The sequence below is a fragment of the Alsobacter ponti genome (assembly GCF_024294805.1).
Lineage (GTDB): Bacteria > Pseudomonadota > Alphaproteobacteria > Rhizobiales > Beijerinckiaceae > Alsobacter > Alsobacter ponti.
The window spans coordinates 245,237-264,926 of the sequence record NZ_JANCLU010000003.1 but is presented as its reverse complement, the minus strand read 5'-3'; the positions used below and the strand labels follow the sequence as shown (position 1 = coordinate 264,926).

15 protein-coding genes are annotated in these 19,690 nt (G+C 71.4%); 5 read left to right on the top strand and 10 right to left on the bottom strand.

Going from position 1 to position 19,690, the window contains the following annotated elements:
• Positions 1 to 62: 62 nt before the first annotated feature.
• The 4 genes from NK718_RS05065 to NK718_RS05050 all read right to left on the bottom strand — a co-directional run bounded on the left by NK718_RS05065 (position 63) and on the right by NK718_RS05050 (position 5,591).
• Entirely contained in the window at positions 63 to 713 is a 651-nt protein-coding gene (locus tag NK718_RS05065; RefSeq protein WP_254739265.1) for a L,D-transpeptidase, read from the bottom strand.
• A 188-nt stretch (positions 714 to 901) separates the two neighbouring features.
• Positions 902 to 2,923, bottom strand: a complete 2,022-nt coding sequence (locus tag NK718_RS05060; protein ID WP_254739263.1) for an AI-2E family transporter — start codon at positions 2,921 to 2,923, stop codon at positions 902 to 904.
• Positions 2,924 to 3,003: 80 nt separating this feature from the next.
• On the bottom strand, positions 3,004 to 4,488 hold the full coding sequence (locus tag NK718_RS05055; protein ID WP_254739260.1) for a glycosyltransferase family protein: 1,485 nt from the start codon (positions 4,486 to 4,488) through the stop codon (positions 3,004 to 3,006).
• Entirely contained in the window at positions 4,485 to 5,591 is a 1,107-nt protein-coding gene (locus tag NK718_RS05050; RefSeq protein ID WP_254739258.1) for a glycosyltransferase, read from the bottom strand. The genes NK718_RS05055 and NK718_RS05050 overlap by 4 nt, the downstream gene beginning before the upstream one ends.
• Before the next feature lie 170 nt (positions 5,592 to 5,761).
• On the opposite strand from NK718_RS05050, the gene NK718_RS05045 reads away from it, so the two are divergent.
• The 3 genes from NK718_RS05045 to NK718_RS05035 all read left to right on the top strand — a co-directional run bounded on the left by NK718_RS05045 (position 5,762) and on the right by NK718_RS05035 (position 13,737).
• Positions 5,762 to 7,300 carry a hypothetical protein gene (locus tag NK718_RS05045; RefSeq protein ID WP_254739256.1) on the top strand — a complete coding sequence of 513 codons (1,539 nt, stop codon included), beginning with the start codon at positions 5,762 to 5,764 and terminating at the stop codon, positions 7,298 to 7,300.
• Positions 7,301 to 7,504: 204 nt separating this feature from the next.
• On the top strand, positions 7,505 to 9,448 hold the full coding sequence (locus tag NK718_RS05040; protein WP_254739314.1) for an autotransporter assembly complex protein TamA: 1,944 nt from the start codon (positions 7,505 to 7,507) through the stop codon (positions 9,446 to 9,448).
• Entirely contained in the window at positions 9,448 to 13,737 is a 4,290-nt protein-coding gene (locus tag NK718_RS05035; RefSeq protein WP_254739254.1) for a translocation/assembly module TamB domain-containing protein, read from the top strand. Before NK718_RS05040 ends, NK718_RS05035 begins: the two co-directional genes overlap by 1 nt.
• A gap of 3 nt (positions 13,738 to 13,740) precedes the next feature.
• On the opposite strand, the gene NK718_RS05030 is transcribed toward NK718_RS05035, so the two are convergent.
• Positions 13,741 to 14,025, bottom strand: coding sequence for a DNA-binding protein (locus tag NK718_RS05030; RefSeq protein ID WP_254739252.1), 285 nt, complete (start codon positions 14,023 to 14,025; stop codon positions 13,741 to 13,743).
• Positions 14,026 to 14,027: 2 nt separating this feature from the next.
• Complete coding sequence (locus NK718_RS05025; protein ID WP_254739250.1) at positions 14,028 to 14,525, bottom strand: pyridoxamine 5'-phosphate oxidase family protein; 498 nt, start codon at positions 14,523 to 14,525, stop codon at positions 14,028 to 14,030.
• A gap of 145 nt (positions 14,526 to 14,670) precedes the next feature.
• On the opposite strand from NK718_RS05025, the gene NK718_RS05020 reads away from it, so the two are divergent.
• Complete coding sequence (locus tag NK718_RS05020; protein WP_254739248.1) at positions 14,671 to 15,339, top strand: dienelactone hydrolase family protein; 669 nt, start codon at positions 14,671 to 14,673, stop codon at positions 15,337 to 15,339.
• 1 nt (position 15,340) lies between these two features.
• Here the strand turns inward: NK718_RS05020 and NK718_RS05015 are convergent, their stop codons facing one another.
• Both NK718_RS05015 and NK718_RS05010 read right to left on the bottom strand, forming a co-directional pair.
• Positions 15,341 to 16,621: an MFS transporter gene (locus NK718_RS05015; protein WP_254739246.1), complete on the bottom strand. Its 1,281-nt coding sequence runs from the start codon at positions 16,619 to 16,621 to the stop codon at positions 15,341 to 15,343.
• A 166-nt stretch (positions 16,622 to 16,787) separates the two neighbouring features.
• Positions 16,788 to 17,492: a cyclic nucleotide-binding domain-containing protein gene (locus NK718_RS05010; RefSeq protein ID WP_371877213.1), complete on the bottom strand. Its 705-nt coding sequence runs from the start codon at positions 17,490 to 17,492 to the stop codon at positions 16,788 to 16,790.
• A 372-nt stretch (positions 17,493 to 17,864) separates the two neighbouring features.
• Here NK718_RS05010 and mog point away from each other — a divergent pair, with 372 nt between their 5' ends.
• Positions 17,865 to 18,404 carry a molybdopterin adenylyltransferase gene (gene mog, locus NK718_RS05005; protein ID WP_254739242.1) on the top strand — a complete coding sequence of 180 codons (540 nt, stop codon included), beginning with the start codon at positions 17,865 to 17,867 and terminating at the stop codon, positions 18,402 to 18,404.
• A gap of 24 nt (positions 18,405 to 18,428) precedes the next feature.
• On the opposite strand, the gene NK718_RS05000 is transcribed toward mog, so the two are convergent.
• A complete protein-coding gene (locus NK718_RS05000) occupies positions 18,429 to 19,082 on the bottom strand; it encodes a hypothetical protein (RefSeq protein WP_254739240.1) in 654 nt (217 codons plus the stop codon).
• 97 nt (positions 19,083 to 19,179) lie between these two features.
• Positions 19,180 to 19,689 (bottom strand): tetratricopeptide repeat protein, encoded by a 510-nt coding sequence (locus NK718_RS04995; protein ID WP_254739238.1) that lies wholly within the window; start codon positions 19,687 to 19,689, stop codon positions 19,180 to 19,182.
• Position 19,690 lies beyond the last annotated feature (1 nt).

The following is a 19,690-nucleotide window of genomic DNA, read 5'->3' as shown; positions in this document are numbered from 1 at the left end:
CGGAGAATCCCCCCGCATCATGACGCCGACAACGGTTGCGCTCAAGCACCGGCCGAGGCCGGTCAGACGCGATAGACGCCGTTGCGCTTCACGTAGACGGTGGTGCCCACGCCGACGCGCGTATAGAGGTCCGCGACATCCTCGTTGAGCAGGCGCACGCAGCCGCTCGACACCTGTTCGCCGATGCTCCACGGCTCGTTGGTGCCGTGGATGCGGAACAGGATGTCCCGGCCGTTCTGGTAGAGATAAAGCGCCCGCGCGCCGAGCGGGTTGTCGAGGCCCGCCTCGCGATAGGTCGGCAGCTCGGGCTTGATCTTCATCATCGTGGAGGTGGGCCGCCAGTCCGGCCACACGGCCTTGCGCCCTACCGTGGCGACGCCGCGCCAGGAGAAGCCCTGCCGCCCGACGCCGACGCCGTAGCGCATCGCCTCGTTCTGGTCGGTGACGAGGTAGAGCATGCGCTCGTCGATATCGACGACGATGGTGCCCGGCCGCTCGGGACCCTTGTAGGCCACGGTCTGGCGACGAAACTTCGGGTCCATCTTCGACCGGTCGACCAGCGGGATCGGATAGGGCTCGTCCGGCGCGTAGCCGATGTACCAGGCCGCAAGCTCCGGATCCGTCTCCGGCTCCAGATTGGCGCGTTGCACCGTGTTGCAGGCCGCGAGGGGAGCGCCGGCGAGCGTCGTGAGGAACAGTCGTCTTGAGATCATCGTGGTCGCGAGTCGAATGAAGGGACGGGGAAGTCCTTTAGTGAACGCGAAGCGTGCTGTCTGTGCTTCAACGTTCAAACCGGCTTGAGCGATGCCGTTGGAAGGCAATTGGGTGGAACACTGTTGCCATGACGCAACAAGACTGACCCGTGCCGCACCTTTTCGAACCTGTTTCCGGGTCTCGACGCCTATTTGACGGGCACGGCGCGGGCGGCGAGCGCGGCCGCGGCGCGCGCGCGCGGCTTGTCGGCCGGGACCTCCCGCTCGGCGGGCGCGCGGCTTGTGGCCTCTTCCACCGCCAGTTGCGCGGCTTCGGCGATGGAGGTGACGAAAATGTCGGCCGCCACGGTCTGCTTCACCACCTCCCGCCGGTCGCTCTCCTCCTCCCGCATCCCCCAGGCGCCCATCATCACGCGCGCCTCGGGGAAACGCCGCCGCAGGCGCTTGACCGCGTAGCGCATGTGGCCGGGGCTCGACGTGTCGAGATAGGACAGGCAGACGAGCGCGACGCCAGCCGGATCGAGATGGAAGAGGCGGGCGGTCGTGAGCGAGCCCGCGGGTTCGACCCTTGTCGGCAGGCCGGAGTCTGACAGCACGTGCGCGAGCATGCGCGCCGCCGCCTCGTCGAGCGGGCTGCGTCCCGGAATGCAGAGCACCGGCGCGTCGCCTCGCCACGCCTCTGAAAACCTGTCGCGCGGGCTGGACACTGGCGTGGCGTCGGGCGTCTTCGCGGCGTCCCCGGAGGTGGCGTCCGCCGCCGGGCGGGCCGCCGCGCCGGCGTCGGTGAGGTCGGAGACGAGTTCGGCAGCCGCGTCGCGGATCGTCTCGACGCGGCCGAAATCCAGCGCGCCGCGCGCCACGTCAGCCTGCGCCATTTCGAGGCCGGGCAGGGCGACATCGTCGTAATAGGCGGCGACCCCCTTTTCGGCCAGCACCGGTTCGGCCTGGTCGGCGGCCTCGAGAGGGTCGGAGGCGAGCATGCGCTGGTAGAACACCTCCTGCGGCGACAGCGCCGGCGTGCTGCCGAACATCACCTCGAGGAATTCGAGCCTGTCCACGTGGCGGCCGAGCACGACGAGGCAGATGGTCAGCGGCGTCGCCAGCAGCAGTCCGATCGGCCCCCACAGCCACGTCCAGAACGCCGCCGAGATGACCACGGCGACCGGCGACAGCCCCGTCGTCTTGCCGAACAGCAGCGGCTCGAGCACGTGGCCGACGAGTGGCTCGACGATGACGTAGAGCGCGGCGGTCCACAGCAGCATCGACCAGCCCGGATCGACGGCGAGCGCCAGCGTCAGCGGAAACACCGCCGAGAGGAACGCGCCGATATACGGCACGAAGCGCATCACGCCGGCCAGAATGCCCCACAGCGCGGGGCTGGGCAGGCCGATCAGCCACAGCCCGATCGTGATGACGATGGCGAAGCTCGTGTTGAGGCCGAGCTGCACGAGGAACAGCCGGCTCAGCCGGTGGGCGGCGTCGTCGATGGCGGCGGTGGTGCGCTGGATGTCGTTCGAGCCGGCGAGGCGGATCATCCGGTTCCGCAGGTCTTCCCGCTGGAGCAGGATGAAGACGACGAAGATGACGATGAGACCGGCCGTCGCGAGCGGATGCACGACGGGCTCGATCAGGTCCAGCAGCGCGCGAACCGGGCCGGGCTCCGGCGGATGCGTCTCCACGGGAATCGGCTTGGGCGGCTCGGGCCTGGGCGGCGGCGGAGGTTCGGCCGACGGGTATTGGGCGGCCGGCGCGGTCGTCGCCTTGTCCGACTTGCCGCGCAGTTCCTGGCCGAGATCCTGGAGCAGGTCGGCGGCGCGCTCGATCGCGCCGTGGCCGGCCGTCGCGCCCCGCACCGTCTGCACCTTCTCCCGGATGGTCGTCTGGTAGCGGGGCAGGTTGCCGGCCAGCTCCGTCACCTGCATCGCCACGATGCCGCCGATCGCGCCGATCACGCCGATGGCGAGGACGACGACGATGAGCACCGCCGCCGGGCGCGCGATGCGCAGCGCCTGCAGCCGGCGCACCGCCGGGGCGAGCACGAAGGTGAGCAGGATGGCGAGCGCGATGGGGACGAAGATGTCGCGCCCCGCGTAGAGCGAGGCCACGACCGCGATGGCCACGATGACGGTGCTCGTCGTGCCGTCGGCGCGGTCGAGCTCGTGCGGCCGCTGGGCGGGCGGAACAGTATTCGGCGTGGAGGTTTCTGGCATGACGGGCGCGCTCGGCCACCCGACTGCGGGCGCGCATGACAACGGCCGGAGCTTTGCCGGGTTCCCCGCCCGGATTGACGTTAGCCCGGCGGCGGCTTGACGCGCACGTGGATCACCGCGACGTCGTCGGTGTAGTCGCGCCGCCAGTCCGGCCGCTGGTCGAGGTAATGGACCATGGGCGCGGAGGGCGACAGCAGCGTCCACTCCACCTTGTAGCGGTCCAGCATGGCGAGCGGGTCCGCCTTCACCGACAACAGCGAGGTGCGGACGTAGTCCATCACGAACGCCTCGCCGAACAGTTCGGCGCGGCCGTCGATGAAGGTCGGGATGCGCCGGGCGATCATCTCGCCGCCCATGCCGTAGTCGTTGAACACCGGGCGCTGCGCGTAGCCGGCGCTGACGGCGTGGTCGAGCGCCGCCGTCACCTGGTGCCCGACGGGCGGGGCGACGTGGCGGAGCGCGGCGACGCCCACCACCACCGCCGCCATGGCGGCCATGCCGGCCGCGAGCGCCTTGTCGGGCACGCCGGGGAGGAAGTTCCGCCGCTCGCCGGTCGGCCGCAGGCCGAGCGAGCCGGCGACCACGATGGGCGTCAGGAAACCGAACAGTTCGAGGTTCCGCGTCGCCTGCAGCGCCATGTAGGAAAGCCCGACGACGATCAGCACGCGCCCCGGCGGGAGCTGGACGCGGAACCACAGCGCGGCGAGCAGATACAGCATCAGCACCGCGCCCAGCGGCCACTCGGTGCGGAAATTGGTCGGCTGCCACTCGATGATGAAGTTCAGCGCCTCGCCGAGCCCGTAGATCTTTCGCGTCATCAGCAGCGATTGCGGGCCGTAGGGCGTCAGGCAGGCGAAGCCGAAGGCGGCGACGATGAAGGCGGCCCAGCGCAGCGCCAGACCCCTGCGCTGCTCGGGCGCGGCGCGCAGCACGGCGTCGAGCGCGAAGCCGGCGCTGGCCGTGAGGCCGAAGGTGAACGCGCCGTGCATGTTCGCCCACACGGTCATCACCGGCAGCAGCAGCAGGGACGGCGCGCGGCTGTCCTCCGACGCGCGCGACAGGCCCCAGAACCAGACGAGCATCACAGGGAAGGCGAGCACGTGCGGGCGCGCCAGCAGGTGCCCGAGCACCAGCACGTAGGCGCCGCCGAGCATCAGGTAGGCGGCGACCGGCCCGGTGGCGCGCAGCAGCATCCAGGCGAGCAGGCCGAAGCTGGCGCCCACCGTCACGCAGGTCAGCAGGCTCACCGCGGTCCAGCCCCCGACGCCCGCCGCGACGGCGAGGATCACCTGCGACAGCCACTCCTTGGCGATCCAGGGCTGCCCGGCCATGGTGAAGGAGAACAGGTCCTTGTCCGGAAAGGCGCGGTGGTCGAGGATCCACTGCCCGACCGAGATGTGCCACAGCGTGTCGGCGTCGTTGAGCAGGCCCTGCGGGTTGCCGAGCGACAGGATCGCGAACACGGCGAAGCCGATCAGCACCGCCCGGCGCGTCACGCCGGAGCTCTGGCTCGGCGCGGCCGGCTGCTCGGCCGCGAGCCCCGCGGCGGTGTCGCTCGCCGTCATTTGCGCCAGGTGAAGATGGAGGTCATGGCGTAGTTCCACACCGAGCCGATGACGACGCCGGCGAAGCCCGACAGCCACCACGATTGCTGCGCCGTGCCGAACAGGTACGACGCCGCGCCCACGTTGGCGACCGTGCCGGCCGAGCACACGGCGTAGAAGCTGAGCAGGCCGAGCACGAGGCGGCGGCCTGTCAGCCTGCGGTCGCGGTAGGTGAGGGCGTTGTTGAGCGCGAAGTTGGACGTCATGGCGACGAAGCTCGCGCCGGTCTGCGCGGCGGCGAAGCTCAGGTCGGCCACGGCCAGCAGCGTCCACAGCGCGGCCATGTGGACGAAGACGCCGGAGCCGCCGACCAGCATGAAGGCGAGGAAGCGCGCCGGGATCACCCGGCCGAAGCTCTTGTCGGCCAGCAGCATCAGGAATTCCCACGCCACCAGCGAGTCGAGCTTGCTCTCGCCGTGGGCGCGAGAGCGGAACCCGTAGGGCTCCTCGACCACGGTGAGCTTGCGGTCGACCGAGCTGCACATGTCGAGCAGGAGCTTGAAGCCGAGCCCCGACAGGCGCGGCAGCGCCTCGTCGAACAATTCGCGCGTGAACCCGAAGAAGCCGCTCATCGGGTCGCTGAGGTTGCACTTGTTGACCATCGCCGAGAGGCGGGTCGCGAAGCGGCTCATCCAGGCGCGCCGCGCGTCCCAGTCGCCGACCCCGCCCGATCCGGTGTAGCGGCTGCCGACGACGAGGTCGGCGCCGCCGCGCAGCGCCGCGACCATGCGCGGCAGGATCGTTTCGTCGTGCTGCAGGTCGCCGTCCATGATGACGACGTAGGGGGCGGAGGTGGCCAGCACGCCCTCGATGCAGGCGGAGCTGAGCCCGCGCCGTCCGACGCGCCGCAGGCCGCGCACGCGGGGGTCCTGCCGCGCCAGCTCGCGCAGCACCCCGCCGGTGCCGTCCTTGGAGTCGTCGTCGACGAACACGATCTCCCACGCCAGCCCGTCCAGCAGCGCGCGCAGGCGGTCGACGAGGATGCCGACATTGTCGCGCTCGTTCAGGATCGGCACCACGATCGACACTTGCGCGGGAAGCATCGGGGTGGTCGTACCTGACATGACGCTCACCGGCGCGTGGCCAACCAGCATTGTGAAGCTCCAGCTCGGAGGGATGGCTCAGGTTAGATGCAAAGTCTTTATGTTATCTGTTTAAGTCATCGAAGTCCCACCCGTCCCGGCCGTCCGCGTCAAGCGGGAAGCACGCCGGCTCCCGCCGAGGACCTTGCGGTTTGAACACCACAACTGCCGACGACCGCCGCATTGCGCTCGTTTTCTGGTCGGGAATGGCCCTCGTCGCCGCGCCGGCCCTGTGGTTTCCAGTGCCGTTTTCGTGGGATTTCTTTAACCACGCCGCGCGTTTCTCGGTGTTGTCCGCCGCGCCGGGCGACCCGGTGCTGCGGTTCTACGCGGTTCACTGGGGCGTCATCCCGAACCTCGGCATCGACGCGCTCTACTGGCTCTTGCGCGACATTCTGTCGCCGGTCTCGTTCCTGCGATGCCTGTGGATCGTCGACATCCTGCTGATGGGGGCGGGGGCGTGGCTGCTCTCCGCGACGCTGCACGGCCGCCCGCCGGTGACGATTCTCGCGGTGCCGGTGCTCTCCTACAACGTGCTGCTGACGACCGGCCTGTTCAACTTCGCCCTCGGCGCGGGGCTGGGGCTGGTTTGCCTGTCGCTCTGGCTGCGCCTGCGGGACCGGCCGGTCGCGATGCGCCTCGTGGCGTTCAACGTCATGGCGGTGCTGCTGTTCTTCGCGCATCTCGTCGCCTTCGCCGTCACCGTGGGCCTGATCGGGCTGATGGAGACCTTCCCGCGCCTGCGCTGGCCGCGCTGGGCGGACATCGTGCGCGGCGTCGCCGTCGCGCCGTTCTTCGTCGCCGGCCTCGTCCTGCTGCTCGCCTCCGAGCCGCTCGAAACCAAGGTCGGCTTCGCGGTCGAGAAGAACCTGAAGACGCTGCTCTACGCGCCTCTCGCCTCGGTGTCGCTGCTCTCGGACCAGGTGGCGATGCTGGGGCTCGCCGCCGTGCTGTTCCTGATCATCCGGCGCGGCGGGTGCCGGTTCGACCCGCGCATGAGCGCGGCGCTGCTCGTCGCCTATCTCGTCGTACTGGCGATGCCGACCTCCTACGGGCCGGGCAGCCTGCTCGACGCGCGCGTGCACGTCTATATCGCGTTCGTGGCCGTCGCCTCCCTGAGCCTGCGCCGGCCGCAGGCGGACACGCGCGGCCTTGTCATCGCCTTCGCCCTGCTGATCGCGGCGCGGGTGGCGCTCGTGCTGGGGCCGTGGAACGCCTTTCTCGACGACCTCGCCGACGTCCGCCGCACGCTGGCGGCGATCCCGCCGCAGTCCCGGGTGCTCGTCGGCCACGTCGTCGACGACGTGTGCGAGCCGAAAGCCGCCAGCCCGCAACTGGCGCACGCCTACCAGCATGCCGTGGCGGCGGCGGTGCTGGAGCGCGGCAGCTTCGTCCACCTCCTGTTCACCGGCAGGGGCATGCAGCCGGTCGAGGTTCGGCCGGAATGGCGGCGCTTCGTGCTGCCCTGGCAGGCGCTGACGCCGCGCGAGGTGACCGAAGTCCTGCGCGACGACGCCGCGCTCGCCCCCACGTCCGGGCGGGTGTTCGACACCTTCGTCCTGTTCCACTTCGGCTGCCGGCCCGCCGTCCCGCCCGCGCCGGGCCTGGTCAAGGCGGCGGAAGGCCGCGTGGACGACGTCTACCGCATCGCCGAGGATGCGCCCGCCCCACCGCCGGCCCCCGCGCGTTAACCATTCCCGGTAAGGTTGAGGAACCTTCGGCCTGCCCGTCTGCTATAGTCGGGCGGACGCACGATCCCGGCTGGCGCGCCACACGATCGCCTTGCCGGTGCGGACGATGGGCGGCGTATTTGGCCCATCGACCCGGCGCGACGCGGCGGCGCCGGGCGGCATGGAGGGGGAATGTTCGAAGCGTGCGGGAGGGGCGTGAGGCGTATGACGGTGCTGGCGTTGGCCGGCGCGTTCGTCTTCGCTCCGCCCAGCGGGCCCGCCGCAGCGCTCGATCTGCTCGGCTTCCTCGGCTTCGGTTCCGACAAGCCGCCAACGCCGTCGGCGGCGGCTCTGCCCTATGAGGTCACCATCGACGGCGCGGACGCCAAGGGCGTCGAGCAGGCCGTCAAGGACGCCTCCAACCTCTACAAGCTGCGCAACGAGGCGCCCGCCGGGGGCGAGGCGCTGGTCTTCCTCGCAGAGAGCGACCTGCCGCGCGTGCTCGACGCCCTGTGGGGGCTGGGTTACTACGACGCGACGGTCGAGATCGAGGTGGCCGGCGTCCGGCTGCGCCTGGGAGGCGGCCCGAACCCGGCCGCGCCGCGCGCCGCCGAGGCCTATCGCAACCGCGCCCCGGTTCCCGTCCGCGTCGTCGTTCAAACGGGACGGGAATTCACGCTGCGCCGCATCGCGGTGATCGACGGGCGCACCGGCGGGCCGTTCCCGCCCGCCGAGATGCCGCAGCGCGTGATCGGCCTCAATCCCGGCGACCCGGCGCATTCGGCCGATATCCTCGCGGCGCAGTCGCGCATGGTCGACCGCCTGCGCGACCTCTCCCACCCCTTCGCCAAGGTCAGCCGCCTGGAGCCCGTCGTCGACCATCCCGCCGGGGCCATGGACGTCACCTTCACGGTGACGCCGGGGCCGGTGGCGCGGCTCGGCCCGATCACGATGAGCGGGCTCACCACGGTCGATCCCGCGCCGGTGCGCTCCTTCATCTACGCCGAGCAGGGCGACCCCTACTCGCCGGCGGAGCTGGCAGGGATCCGCAAGTCGCTGGCCCGCGTCGAGGCGCTGGGTTCGATCCGCATCCGCGAAGCCGACAAGCTCGACGCCAACGGCGAACTGCCGGTGTTCGTCGAACTCACCGAGCGCAAGATGCGGGCGGTAGGCGCTTCGGCGCTCTATTCCACCATCGACGGGCCGCAGCTCAACGCCTACTGGACGCATCGCAACCTGTTCGGCGGCGCGGAAACGCTGCGCCTCGAGGGCTCGGTGTTCCAGGCGACGCGCAACGACGGCGAGCCGCTGAAGAGCATCCAGGACCTCACCTGGGCGGATCTCGGCTGGCGGCTCGGCTTCACCTTCATGAAGCCCGGCCTGTGGGGAACGCGCACGGACTTGCTCGCCTCCGCCGCCTTCGCCCGCGAATCCACCGACGCCTATGTCGCGCGCCACGTCGGCGGCGATCTCGCCCTGCGCTATCGCTGGACCGACCTCACCTCGGCGCAGGCCGGATTGCGGTTCGACCGAGGCCAGGCCTCCAACGTCCAGGGCCAGATCGACTACACGCTGGTCGGCCTGCCCGTGTCCGTCACCTACGATTCCACCGACCGTCCGCTCGATCCGACGCGCGGCATCCGCGCCACCGCGTCGCTGACGCCCTATCCCTCGTTCCTGGGCTCGACCGTGAACATGACCATCGGGCGCGCCGGGGCGTCCGCCTACTGGTCCGTCGACGAGGACAGCGACATCATCCTCGCCGGCCGCGTCGGCTTCGGCACGCTGCTGGGGGCCGATATCGACGCGGTGCCTGCCAATTACCGCTTCTACGCCGGCGGCGGCGGCTCGGTGCGCGGCTACAAGTACCAGTCCCTTAGCCCCCGCATCGGCCTCGACCCGACCGGCGGCCTCAGCCTGCTCGACGGCTCGGTGGAAGCCCGCATCAAGGTCACCGACACCATCGGCATCGTGCCGTTCGTCGACGCCGGCATGGCCTACGAGAACCGCTATCCGGACTTCAAGGAAACGCTCGGCATCGGCGCGGGCGTCGGGCTGCGCTACTATACGCCCATCGGCCCGATCCGGCTGGACGTCGCGGTTCCGCTGAACAAGCGGGCCGGGGACCGGCCCGTCACCCTCTACATCGGCGTGGGGCAGGCGTTCTGATGGCTCGGCTTCGGCGCATTCTCTCCGGTTCGCTGGCGGCGCTCGCGGTGCTGGCGGTCGCGCTGGCCTATCTGGCCGGTTCGCCCGGCCGCGCGCAGAGCGACCAGGGCACGCTGGCGGGCATTCTCTCCTGGGCGCTCTCGACGCCCGAGAACCGCGTCACCATCGGCCAGGTCGAGGGCGCATTGTCCTCGGACGCCGTGATCCGCGACGTGCGCATCGCCGACCGCGAGGGCGTCTGGCTCTCGGTCGACCGCGCCCGCCTCGTCTGGAGCCGCACCGCGTTGTTCTCCCGCCGGCTGCAGATCGACACGCTCGAGATCGACCGGATGACCATTGCTCGGCGCCCGGTCGCCGAGGAGGAGGCAGCCGCCGCGGCGGCCGACGCGCCGGCCCTGCCCGAGCTTCCGGTCAAGATCGTGGTCGGGGCTTTCGCCATGAAGGAGCTCGCCCTCGGCGAGCCGGTGCTGGGCACTGCCGCGCGGATCGCCGCGCAGGGGTCCGCAGTGCTCGGGAACCCCGCCGAGGGGCTGTCGCTGAAGATCACCGCCAACCGGCTCGACGCACCCGGTCGGTTCGCCGTGGCTTTGGGCTATGTGCCGCAGACCACACAGCTCGACCTCGGCCTCAATCTCGACGAGCCGGCGGGCGGCCTGCTGTCGCGCCTCGCCAACCTGCCCGGCACGCCGCCGATCCGCCTTCGGGCCGACGGCTCGGGGCCGCTGGACGGCTGGACGGCGAGCCTCGACTTCGACTCCGGCCCCGATGTCGGCGCGCAGGGGCGCGCCACCGTCAACCGCGAGGCGGCCGGACGGCGCGTGCAACTGGCGCTGGACGCGCGCATCGAAAACCTGCTGCCTCCCGTGGTCGGCCCCATCTTCGCCGGCACGACCCAGCTTGCCGGCGATCTGCTGGCTGGCGACGACGGCGCGCTCGCCGTCCGACGTCTCGAAGTCTCCTCGCGCACCGCGCGGCTGTCGCTGACGGGCACGGTCGATCCGGTCCGCGACGTCGACCTCGCGCTCTCGATCCGCGCCTTGCCGACCGACGGAACGACGACCCGCGCCGGCGCGGCGACCATCGGTCGCCTCGTGCTCGATGCTTCGGCGCGCGGGCCGGTGACCGCGCCGCGCATCGAGGCCAGGCTCTCCGCCTCCGACCTCAGCGGTCCCGACGGGCGCTTCGGCTCGGTCGAGGGCACGTTCTCGGCGGCGCCGCCTGCCGGCGGCGGCCCCGGCAAGACGGCCCTGACGCTCGACCTCGCCGCGCGCGGCGTCGCGCTCGCCGATCCCGCGCTCGCGCGGGCGGTGGGCGGGCGGCTCGACATCGCGGCGCGGGGCGCGCTCGACGCCGGTTTCGTGCTCGACCTCGAGCAGGCGCGCGTGGCGACCGAGACCGCGCAGGCGCAGTTCGCCGGTCGTGTCGGCCGGCGCGAATTGAAGGGCGAGGCGCAGCTCACGGCGCCGGATCTCACCGCCTTCTCGGGCGTCGCGGGCCGCGACCTGCGCGGCGCGGCGCGGCTGAAGGCGGGGCTCGACGGCAACCCCTCGCGCTACACCGTCCGCGCCGACCTCGACGGCGAGGCGACGGGCCTCTCTCTCGACATCCCGCGCCTCGACCCGCTCTTCGCCGGCTCGGTGCGGGTGCAGGGCGTCGCGGCGCGCGTGCCGGGCGGCTACGCGTTTGAGACGTTCCGGCTGGCGGGCCGGCACATTACATTGTCGGTCGACGGCCGCGCGACCGAGGAGCGCGCCGACCTGACCGCCCGCCTCGACATCCCAGACCTCGCCCGCGCCGACGAGCGGCTGTCGGGCCGCGCCGCCGGCGAGGCGAAGCTGACGGGTTCGCTGCGCAAGCCCGACGTCGCCGCCCGGTTCACGCTGGACGAGGCGCGCATGCTGGGCCGCCCGGTTCCGCGCCTCGCCGTCGAGATCGCGGCGCGCGACGTGACCGGCGCGCTCGACGCCACGATCTCGGCCTCCGGCCTCGTCGACGGCAAGACGCTGCGCGGGCAGGCGCGCCTCGCCGGGGCCGACGGCGGGCTCGCCTTGCAGGGGCTTGACGTCTCGCTGGGCTCGGTGCGCGCGGCCGGCTCCGTTCGGCTCGACGCGCGCAGGCTCGCACAGGGCGAGCTGTCGGTGACGGCGGGCGATCTCGACGACATCGCGCCGCTCATCCTCGTCCCCGCCAAGGGGTCCCTGGACGCCAAGCTGGCGCTCTCGGCGGATGGCGGACGGCAGAACGTCGACGCCCGCGCCAAGGCCGATCGCCTCGCGGTCGGCGGCGTGATGCTGCGCCGCCTCGACGGGCAGGCCGTGGCGCGGGACATTTACGGGGCCTTCGCGCTCGACGCGTCGGTGACCGTCGAGCGTCTGGTCGCGGTGGGCCAGAGCTTCGACACCATTCGCCTCACCAGCAGGGGCGGGGCGGGCGGCAGCGACGTGGCGCTGACGGCGCGTGGGCTCGGCTTCGATCTCGACGCCTCCGGCCGCGTCGCGCCCGGCCCGCCCATCGCGGTGACGCTCGCCGCCTTCTCGGCCCGCCGCAACGGGACGCGCATCGCGCTGCAGCGGCCCGCGACCATCCGCATCGACAAGGGAGAGGTCGCCACGGACGGCCTCGTGCTGGAGGCGGGGACCGGACGCATCGAGCTGACCGGCCGCGCCGGGCGCGACCTCGCCCTGACCCTCGACGCCAAGGCCGTTCCGCTCTCGCTCGCCTCGCTGGTCGCGCCGGACCTCGGGCTCGAAGGGCGGGCCGACGCGCATGTGGGGCTGAACGGCCCGGCGTCGTCGCCGACCGGCGATTATCGCCTCGCCGTCGCCGGCCTGGCCGCCCGCGCCACGCGCGACGCCGGCCTGCCGCCGGGCGAGCTCAAGGCGAGCGGCCGGCTGGCCGGCGGGCGGGCCACCGTCGACGCCTCGCTGGCGCTCGGCCGCATCGGCGTGCTGCGGGCCACCGGCTCCGCGCCGCTGGGCGCGGGGGCGCTGGACTTGCGCCTGAGCGGGCCGCTCGATCTTGCCGTGCTCAACACCATGCTGGCGTCGGGCGGCCAGCAGGTGACCGGCCGCATGAGCCTTGACCTCACCGCCACGGGCACGCTGGCGAAGCCCCGGCTCGGTGGCTCCGCGACGCTGTCAGGCGGCACGTTCACCGACGCGCTCGTCGGTATCCGGCTGCAGGGCATCGAGGGGCGCTTCGCCGCCCAGGGCGAAGCCATTTCCGTGGAACGGCTGACGGCGACGACCGCCAACGGCGGCACCCTCCAGGCGAGCGGCCGCGTGCAGGTCGACCCGGGGGCGGGCTTTCCGGCCGACCTGCGCATCGTCGGCACGCGCGCCCAGGTGCTTTCGAGCGACGTCGTCTCGGCCACCGCGAACCTCGACCTGCGGATCGCCGGGCCGGTGGCGCGCACGCCGCGCGTGTCCGGCCGCGTCGACATCATCGCGATGGACGTGGCGGTGCCGGACCGGCTGCCGGAGACCCTCGCGCCGCTGCCCGGCACGCGCCACATCCGGCCCGGCCCGGAAGCGGCGAAGCGGCTCGCCATGCTGGCCAAGGCGCGCGCGGCGCGGGCGCAGGCGCCGTTCGTCATCGGCTTCGACCTGGCGATCTCCGCGCAGAACCGCATCTTCGTGCGCGGCCGGGGGCTGAACGCCGAGCTGGGCGGCGGCCTGCGTCTCACCGGCACCAGCCGCGACCCGGTCGCGGTCGGCGCGTTCGAGCTGCGGCGCGGCGAAATCGATCTCGCCGGCCAGCGCATCGACCTCGTGCGCGGGCGGCTCGCCTTCACCGGCGACCTCACGCCGACGCTGGACTTCCTGGCCCAGACCCAGGCGGCGGAAGTGACGGCGCAGATCAGCATCACCGGCCCGGCCACGCAGCCTTCCTTCGTGATCTCCTCGCAGCCCGGCCTGCCGCAGGACGAGGTGCTGTCGCGCATCCTGTTCGGGCGCGCGGCGGGCGGTTTGACCGGGCTGCAGGCCCTGCAACTGGCGCAGACGGTGGCGCAGCTCGCCGGCGGCGCGGGGCCGGGCGGCTTCGAAGCGCTGCGCCGTTCGCTTGGCGTCGACAGCCTCGACGTCACCTCCGGCGCGAGCGGCGGCCCGGCGGTGGGCGCGGCGCGCTATCTCAACCGCAACGTCCGGGTAGGGGTGAAGGCCGGGGCGGACCCGCGCGACACCGGCATCGGCGTCGATGTCGACGTGACGCGCCACCTCAAGCTGCGCGGCCAGATCGGGGCCGACGGCAGCACCTCGGTGGGCGGCGCGGCGGAGTGGGAGTACTGAGCCTCAGTCGTCGTTCTCGGCGGTCAGCTCCTCGGGCCTCAGGCCCTCGTCGAACAGCGCCGAGCGCAGCATGACGCCGACGCCGCCGTCGTCCAGAAACGCGATACCCGCGCCCTCCAGGGCCCGCCGCGTCCGCTCGAACACGGCTTCGCCCGGAATGCCGGGCCCTTCGCCGGCGGCTTCCAGCCCGGCCAGGGCGGCGGGCTCCACGCCGGCCTTCGCCGCCAGCGCATCCACGTCGAGCCCGGCGAGGATGCGCGCCGCCTTGATGAGACGCCCGGTGATCATGGTCAGAACCGCACCGTGCCGGTGTCGCCGGGGTGCGGGCGCTCGCCCGTGGTCACGGCCTTCAGGTAGCCGTAGGCGTAGACCATGGTGCTCGACGGGCTGTCCCAGTATTCCGCCACCTCGACATCCACCTTCAGCAGGGCGATGCGGGGGTCGTCCGACCCCTTGGGAAACCACGTCCGCATGGCCTCCGACCACAGCGCCTTGGCCTTGGTCGGGTCCCGCACGATCTCGGCGCGGCCGGTGATCGAGACGTAGTTCTGGCTCTTCTCGTCCGAAAACGTGACGAGCACCTCCGGGTCGCGCCGCAGCTCGTCCACCTTGGGGGACTCGGCGTCGGTGAAGAACCACAGCGTGCCGTCGAACTCGGCGGTGTTGACGCCCATCGGGCGCGCGTGCATGCGCCCGCCCTCGCCGCGCGAGGCGAGCATGGCGATGTGCGTGTCGCGGATCAGCTCGAGCACCTTGTCGCGCGCCGCCTGGTCGGTCCTCGTCTCCATGCCGTGTCTCCTCTTGAGTGTGCTGCGGAAACAACGAGGGGCGGGGAGGGTTCCCGGCGCGGCGGGGCTGCCCCGCGTGCCGAGGCTTGGCAGCCCGCGCGCGGCGGGCGATAAATCCCGCCCCACACGCGAGAGGACAAAAACGATGGGCGAGACAATCGCGCTGAAAGCCAGGGACGGATTCGAGTGCGCGGCCTACAAGGCGTCTCCGAAGGGCGCGCCGAAGGGCGGGCTGGTCGTGATCCAGGAGATCTTCGGCGTCAATTCGCATATCCGCAGCGTGGCGGACCGGTTCGCCGCCGAGGGCTACCTCGCGGTCGCGCCGGCGCTGTTCGACCGTGCCGAGCGCGGGCTCGAACTGGGCTACAAGCCGGACGACATCGCCCGCGGCGCGGCGGTGCGGGCGAAGGTCAAGAACGAGGACGCGCTGGCCGACATCGAGGCGGCGATCGCGGTCGCGGCCGAGGGCGGCAAGGTCGGCGTGGTCGGCTATTGCTGGGGCGGCACGCTGGCCTACGCCTCCGCGTGCCGGCTGAAGGGCCTCGCGGCGGCGGTCTGCTACTACGGCGGCGGCATCGCCGGCATGCTGGACGAGACCCCGAAGATCCCGACGATCATGCACTTCGGCGCGCTCGACAAGCACATCCCCCAGACCGACGTCGAGAAGATCAAGGCCGCCTATCCGCACCTCGCCGTGTTCGTCTACGACGCCGACCACGGCTTCAACTGCGACCAGCGCGGCAGCTTCAACCAGCCGGCGGCCGATCTGGCGCGCGCCCGCACGCTGGAGTTCCTCGGCGACAAGCTGGCCTGAGTCAGGCCGGCGCGCGGCGCAGTTCCGGCACGAGCGCGACGGCGGAGGCGAGGCAGATCGCCGCCACCAGGCCGAAGGCGAGCGCGTAGCTGTTCGACAGCGCGACGACGGCCCCGAACCCCGCGGGGCCGATCACGTAGCCGAAGAACGTCACCAGCGTCGCGCCGGCCGTGGCTTCGCTGACGTGCCCGTGCGGCGACAGCCGCGCGACTTCCGCCAGGTGGACGCCGTTCCAGCTCGACACGGTGACGCCGGCGATGCCGGCGAGCAGCGCGAACGCTCCGAACGACCAATCTGGGCCGCTGGAGACGAACGCCGCCGTGGTGATCGCGCCGCTCAGCGCCGAGACCGCCAGCGTTGCGAGCCCCGCGCCGGTGCGGTCCGAGACCCAGCCGAGCAGGACGCGGCCGAAAATGCCCGTCGCCTGCATGATGGCGAAGATCGCGCCGGCCGAGACGAGGTCCATGCCGACCTTGTGGACGAGGTAGGTGACGAGGAAGGCGATCCACGTGCCCTGGCCGATGGCGAAGCCGCAGCCGGCGGCCGAGAGACGGCGCAAGGTCGGCGAGGCGTTGGCGATCCGCAACGGCGCGATCATGTTGCCGGGCGAGAACAGGAAACCCGCGCTGACCCGCGCGGCGGGGTCGCGCGCCGCGTCGATGGCGGCGCGGACCGGCTGGACGGCGGCCACGGTGACGATCGGAACCGAGGCGAGCAGCAGGACGGCGAGCCGCCAGTCCATGCGCTCGACAAGGAAGGGCAGGGCGAGCCCGGCGGCGACGCCGCCCAGCGGCACGCCCGCCTGCTTGATCGAGAAGATCAGCGTGCGGTGCCGGGCCGGCGCGTGGCGCAGCAGGATGTCGCTGCCGGCCGGGGCGGACGGGCCGTAGCCGAGCCCGAGCAGCACGCTGGCGATCCACAGCAGGCCCCAGGACGACGACGCCAGCAGCGCGATGCCGAAGCCGGAGAGAAGCATCCCCACCTGCAGCGTGCGGATCGGCCCGTAGCGGCGGATCACCGGCGTGCCCATGGAGAGGAACAGCATCGAGCCAGCCGTGCTGAGCGCCGACATGTAGCCGATCGACTGCTCGGGCAGTCCTGTGGCCACCATCAGGATGGGCGCGAGCGTCGGCACCAGCCGGCTCAGGAAGGCGGTGGTCGTCTGGAGCAGGATGGTGGCCGCCAGCGGCGCGACCCAGCCCGGCACGGCGCTGCCGCCCGTGCCGCCCGCCGTCGCCTCCCTGACAGTCTCCTCGACGCCGTTCACCTGGAACCCGCTCACCTGGAATCCGCTCACTTGGCCTTTTGGCCTCGTTGGGCCCGGCGCGCCGGGACGGCGCGCGAAGCCGGCCGCCACTTGAACGGGTCTTGGCGCGCGACGCAACGTCCGCCGCGCGCATGGCGAGCTTGCGCGCGGCGGGACGCTGCGAGCGGCGGTGAAGCGGCGGTCAGAAGCTGGCTTCGGCCTCGTCGATCAGCGGATCGGGCTGGGCCAGCTTCTCCAGCGACTGCGCGTCCTTGATGCGGATCGTCCGGCCCTGCACCTCGACGCCGTGGCGCGTCAGCGTCGCGAAGTTGCGCGACAGGTTCTCCGGCGTCATGCCGAGGCGCGAGGCGAGGGTGCGTTTGTCGAACGGGATGTCGAACTCGCCGCCGCCGCCGCGCACGCCGTGTTCGCGGATGATCCAGTTGGCGAGTCGCTCCACGCTGGTGCGCAGCTTCTGGCTCTTGAGCTCCTTCACCGCGCCGCGATAGGCGCCAGCGATCTCGTTGGCGATCGCCAGGGCGAAGCCCGGGTCCTGCTCCAGCATGGTGTGAACGACTTCCGTCGGAATCATCAGGATGCGCGACGGGTCGAGAGTACGGCCGGAGGTCAGCACGGGCTGACGCTTGAGCACGGCCGCCAGGATGAATGTCGAGACCGGCGTGAGGATCGCGATTGTGGTTTCCCGCTCGATGTGGCGGGCGAACAGCTCCACGGCTCCTTCCAGCACGACGTAGAGGAAGTCCGGCGTCTGCCCTCTTTCGAAGAGCGTGACGTGCGGAGGAAAGCGTTGCAGGAACGCGGGCTGGACGAGCGCTTCGAAGTGTTCGTCGGTCATTCCCCGGAACAGGGGAAGGTCCCGGACATTGGTCGCATCTGCAGTTCGCACGGAGGCCTCTTTTTTTGATGACGTGCGGAACAATGAACCGCGATGGTTTTTGAGAACGCGAGGTGGATCAACGGAGGGCCCGAGGAAAACCCGGGATATGACCTTTTGGCCATCTGGTGGGTAAGGTGACGATATGGTCGGTTCCTGAAAGTCGGGACCAGGTGTTAAAGATGTTTCACCGGTAGCGGATAGATTCCTGTTGTCCCCCTCCCCCTGTTTCGGACACGCCGCCCACGGTCCAACGGCTCTTCCGGCGCACTGCGCCGGCAAGCTGGACGGATAACGCACGATATTTTGTTGAGTTCCCACCGGAACCGTTGATTTTTGTGTTTGTCTCAATTCGCACCAATTTCGACCCGCTTGGAGTCTGTTATGGCCGAGGTTGTTGCATCTGCGGTGGGCGTGCTCACGGTCTCCGACCGCGCCAGCCGCGGTGAATACGAGGACAAGGGCGGCCCCGGCATCGTCGCGGCGTTGTCCGACATCCTGGCATCGCCCTGGCGGGCGGTGGCGCGGGTCGTGCCCGACGAGCAGGACGTCATCGCGGCGGCGCTGATCGACCTCGCCGATCGGGAAGGCTGCAGCCTGATCCTGACGACCGGCGGGACCGGGCCGGCCCCCCGCGATGTGACGCCGGAGGCGACAGAGGCCGTGTGCGAGCGCATGCTGCCGGGCTTCGGGGAACTGATGCGGACCGCCAGCCTGCGGGAGGTGCCCACCGCCATCCTGTCCCGGCAGACGGCGGGGACGCGCGGACGCTCGCTGATCGTCAACCTGCCCGGCAAGCCCAGCGCGATCCGCACCTGCCTCGACGCGGTGTTTCCGGCCATCCCCTATTGCATCGACCTGATCGGCGGCGACAGGTTCGAGACCGATCCGGCCGTCTGCAAGGCTTTCCGCCCCAAAGCATAGCCACCCCGGCCGAAGGTCGCGGCGCTATGGGCCCGGACGCGCCAGTTGCAGGCAGGCGATCTGGAACTCGGCGGGCAGGGCTTCGGCCTCGGCGTTCTCCGGGAAGCGGACGCGCACGACGCGGTCCTTGACGAACTGGCCGGACGACGAGCCGCCGAACAGCGAGAACGTTACCTGCCGAGCGCCGCTGGCGATGAAGCGGGCCACCGAGCCGACGACGTTGGTCGTCTCCGACGGGATATCGACGATCTCGAAACTGCCGCCCGGCAGCATGTTGGCCCCGGCCATGATCTGGCGGTCGCCGGCCTGGCGCCGGCCGGCTTCCTGCACGGAAATGGCGGCCGAACCGCGCGCCACGACGCCGGCGCTGCGCAGCGAGTTCGAGTCCGAGAAGGAGACGACGAGCTTCGACGAGGACGGGGCGCACACGAACATCAGCAGCCCGACGGCCGAGCCCCGGTTGACGGTGTTGAGCGGCGTGCGCAGCACGACGAGGTCGCGGCCGACACGATCCAGACGCCACGCCGTCTCGTCGGCGACATAGGTCTGGGCTCGGGCGGGCGCGCCGAAGCAGGCCGCCGCCAGCGCCAGGGCGGCGGCGATCAGGATTCGGGAGGGGGCGAAGGGGGAAGGCCGGGAGGTCCGCCGGGGAGCCGGCCGGGGGGCGGGGGCGCTCATCGGTCCCGGCCGGGATCCCGGCGCGGACGCCCACGCGGAACGGGCCGCCGGGCGCGGCCGGCGGAAAGGGGAGCGTCTTCGGTTCGGCTCGCGCGGCTCAGGGGGCCTCGCCCCTGAAATATTGCTGGCCGGCGTAGAGCAGTTCGAGGTTGTTCAGGACGACCTGGTTCTCGGGGTCCAGCCGGCGGGCCTTCTCGAACTTCGCGCGCGCCGTCTTCACGTCGCCGCGCAGCATGTAGGAGTAGCCCTGGTTGTTGAGGATGGTGACCGTCTCGCCCTGCAGCTTGATCGCCTCGCGATAGGCGCGGTCGGCGAGGTCGAACCGGCCGAGCCGGTCGTAGGAGGCCGCGAGGCCGACCCAGGCCGCTCCGTCGCGCGGCGTCGCCTCGACGGCGGCGCGGAAGGACTGCTCGGCAAGCCCGTATTCGCCGGCGTCGAGATGGGCCTTGCCGCTGCGCGCCTTCGGGTCGCCGGCATAGGCCTGCGGGGCGTATCCGCTCTCGATGGCGGGTTGGCCGTCGATCGCGGTGTCGCTCAGGCTCTGGCAACCCGTCAGCCCTGTCAGGCACAGGATCGCGGCCAGCGTAACGGAACGAACGTGCGGCATC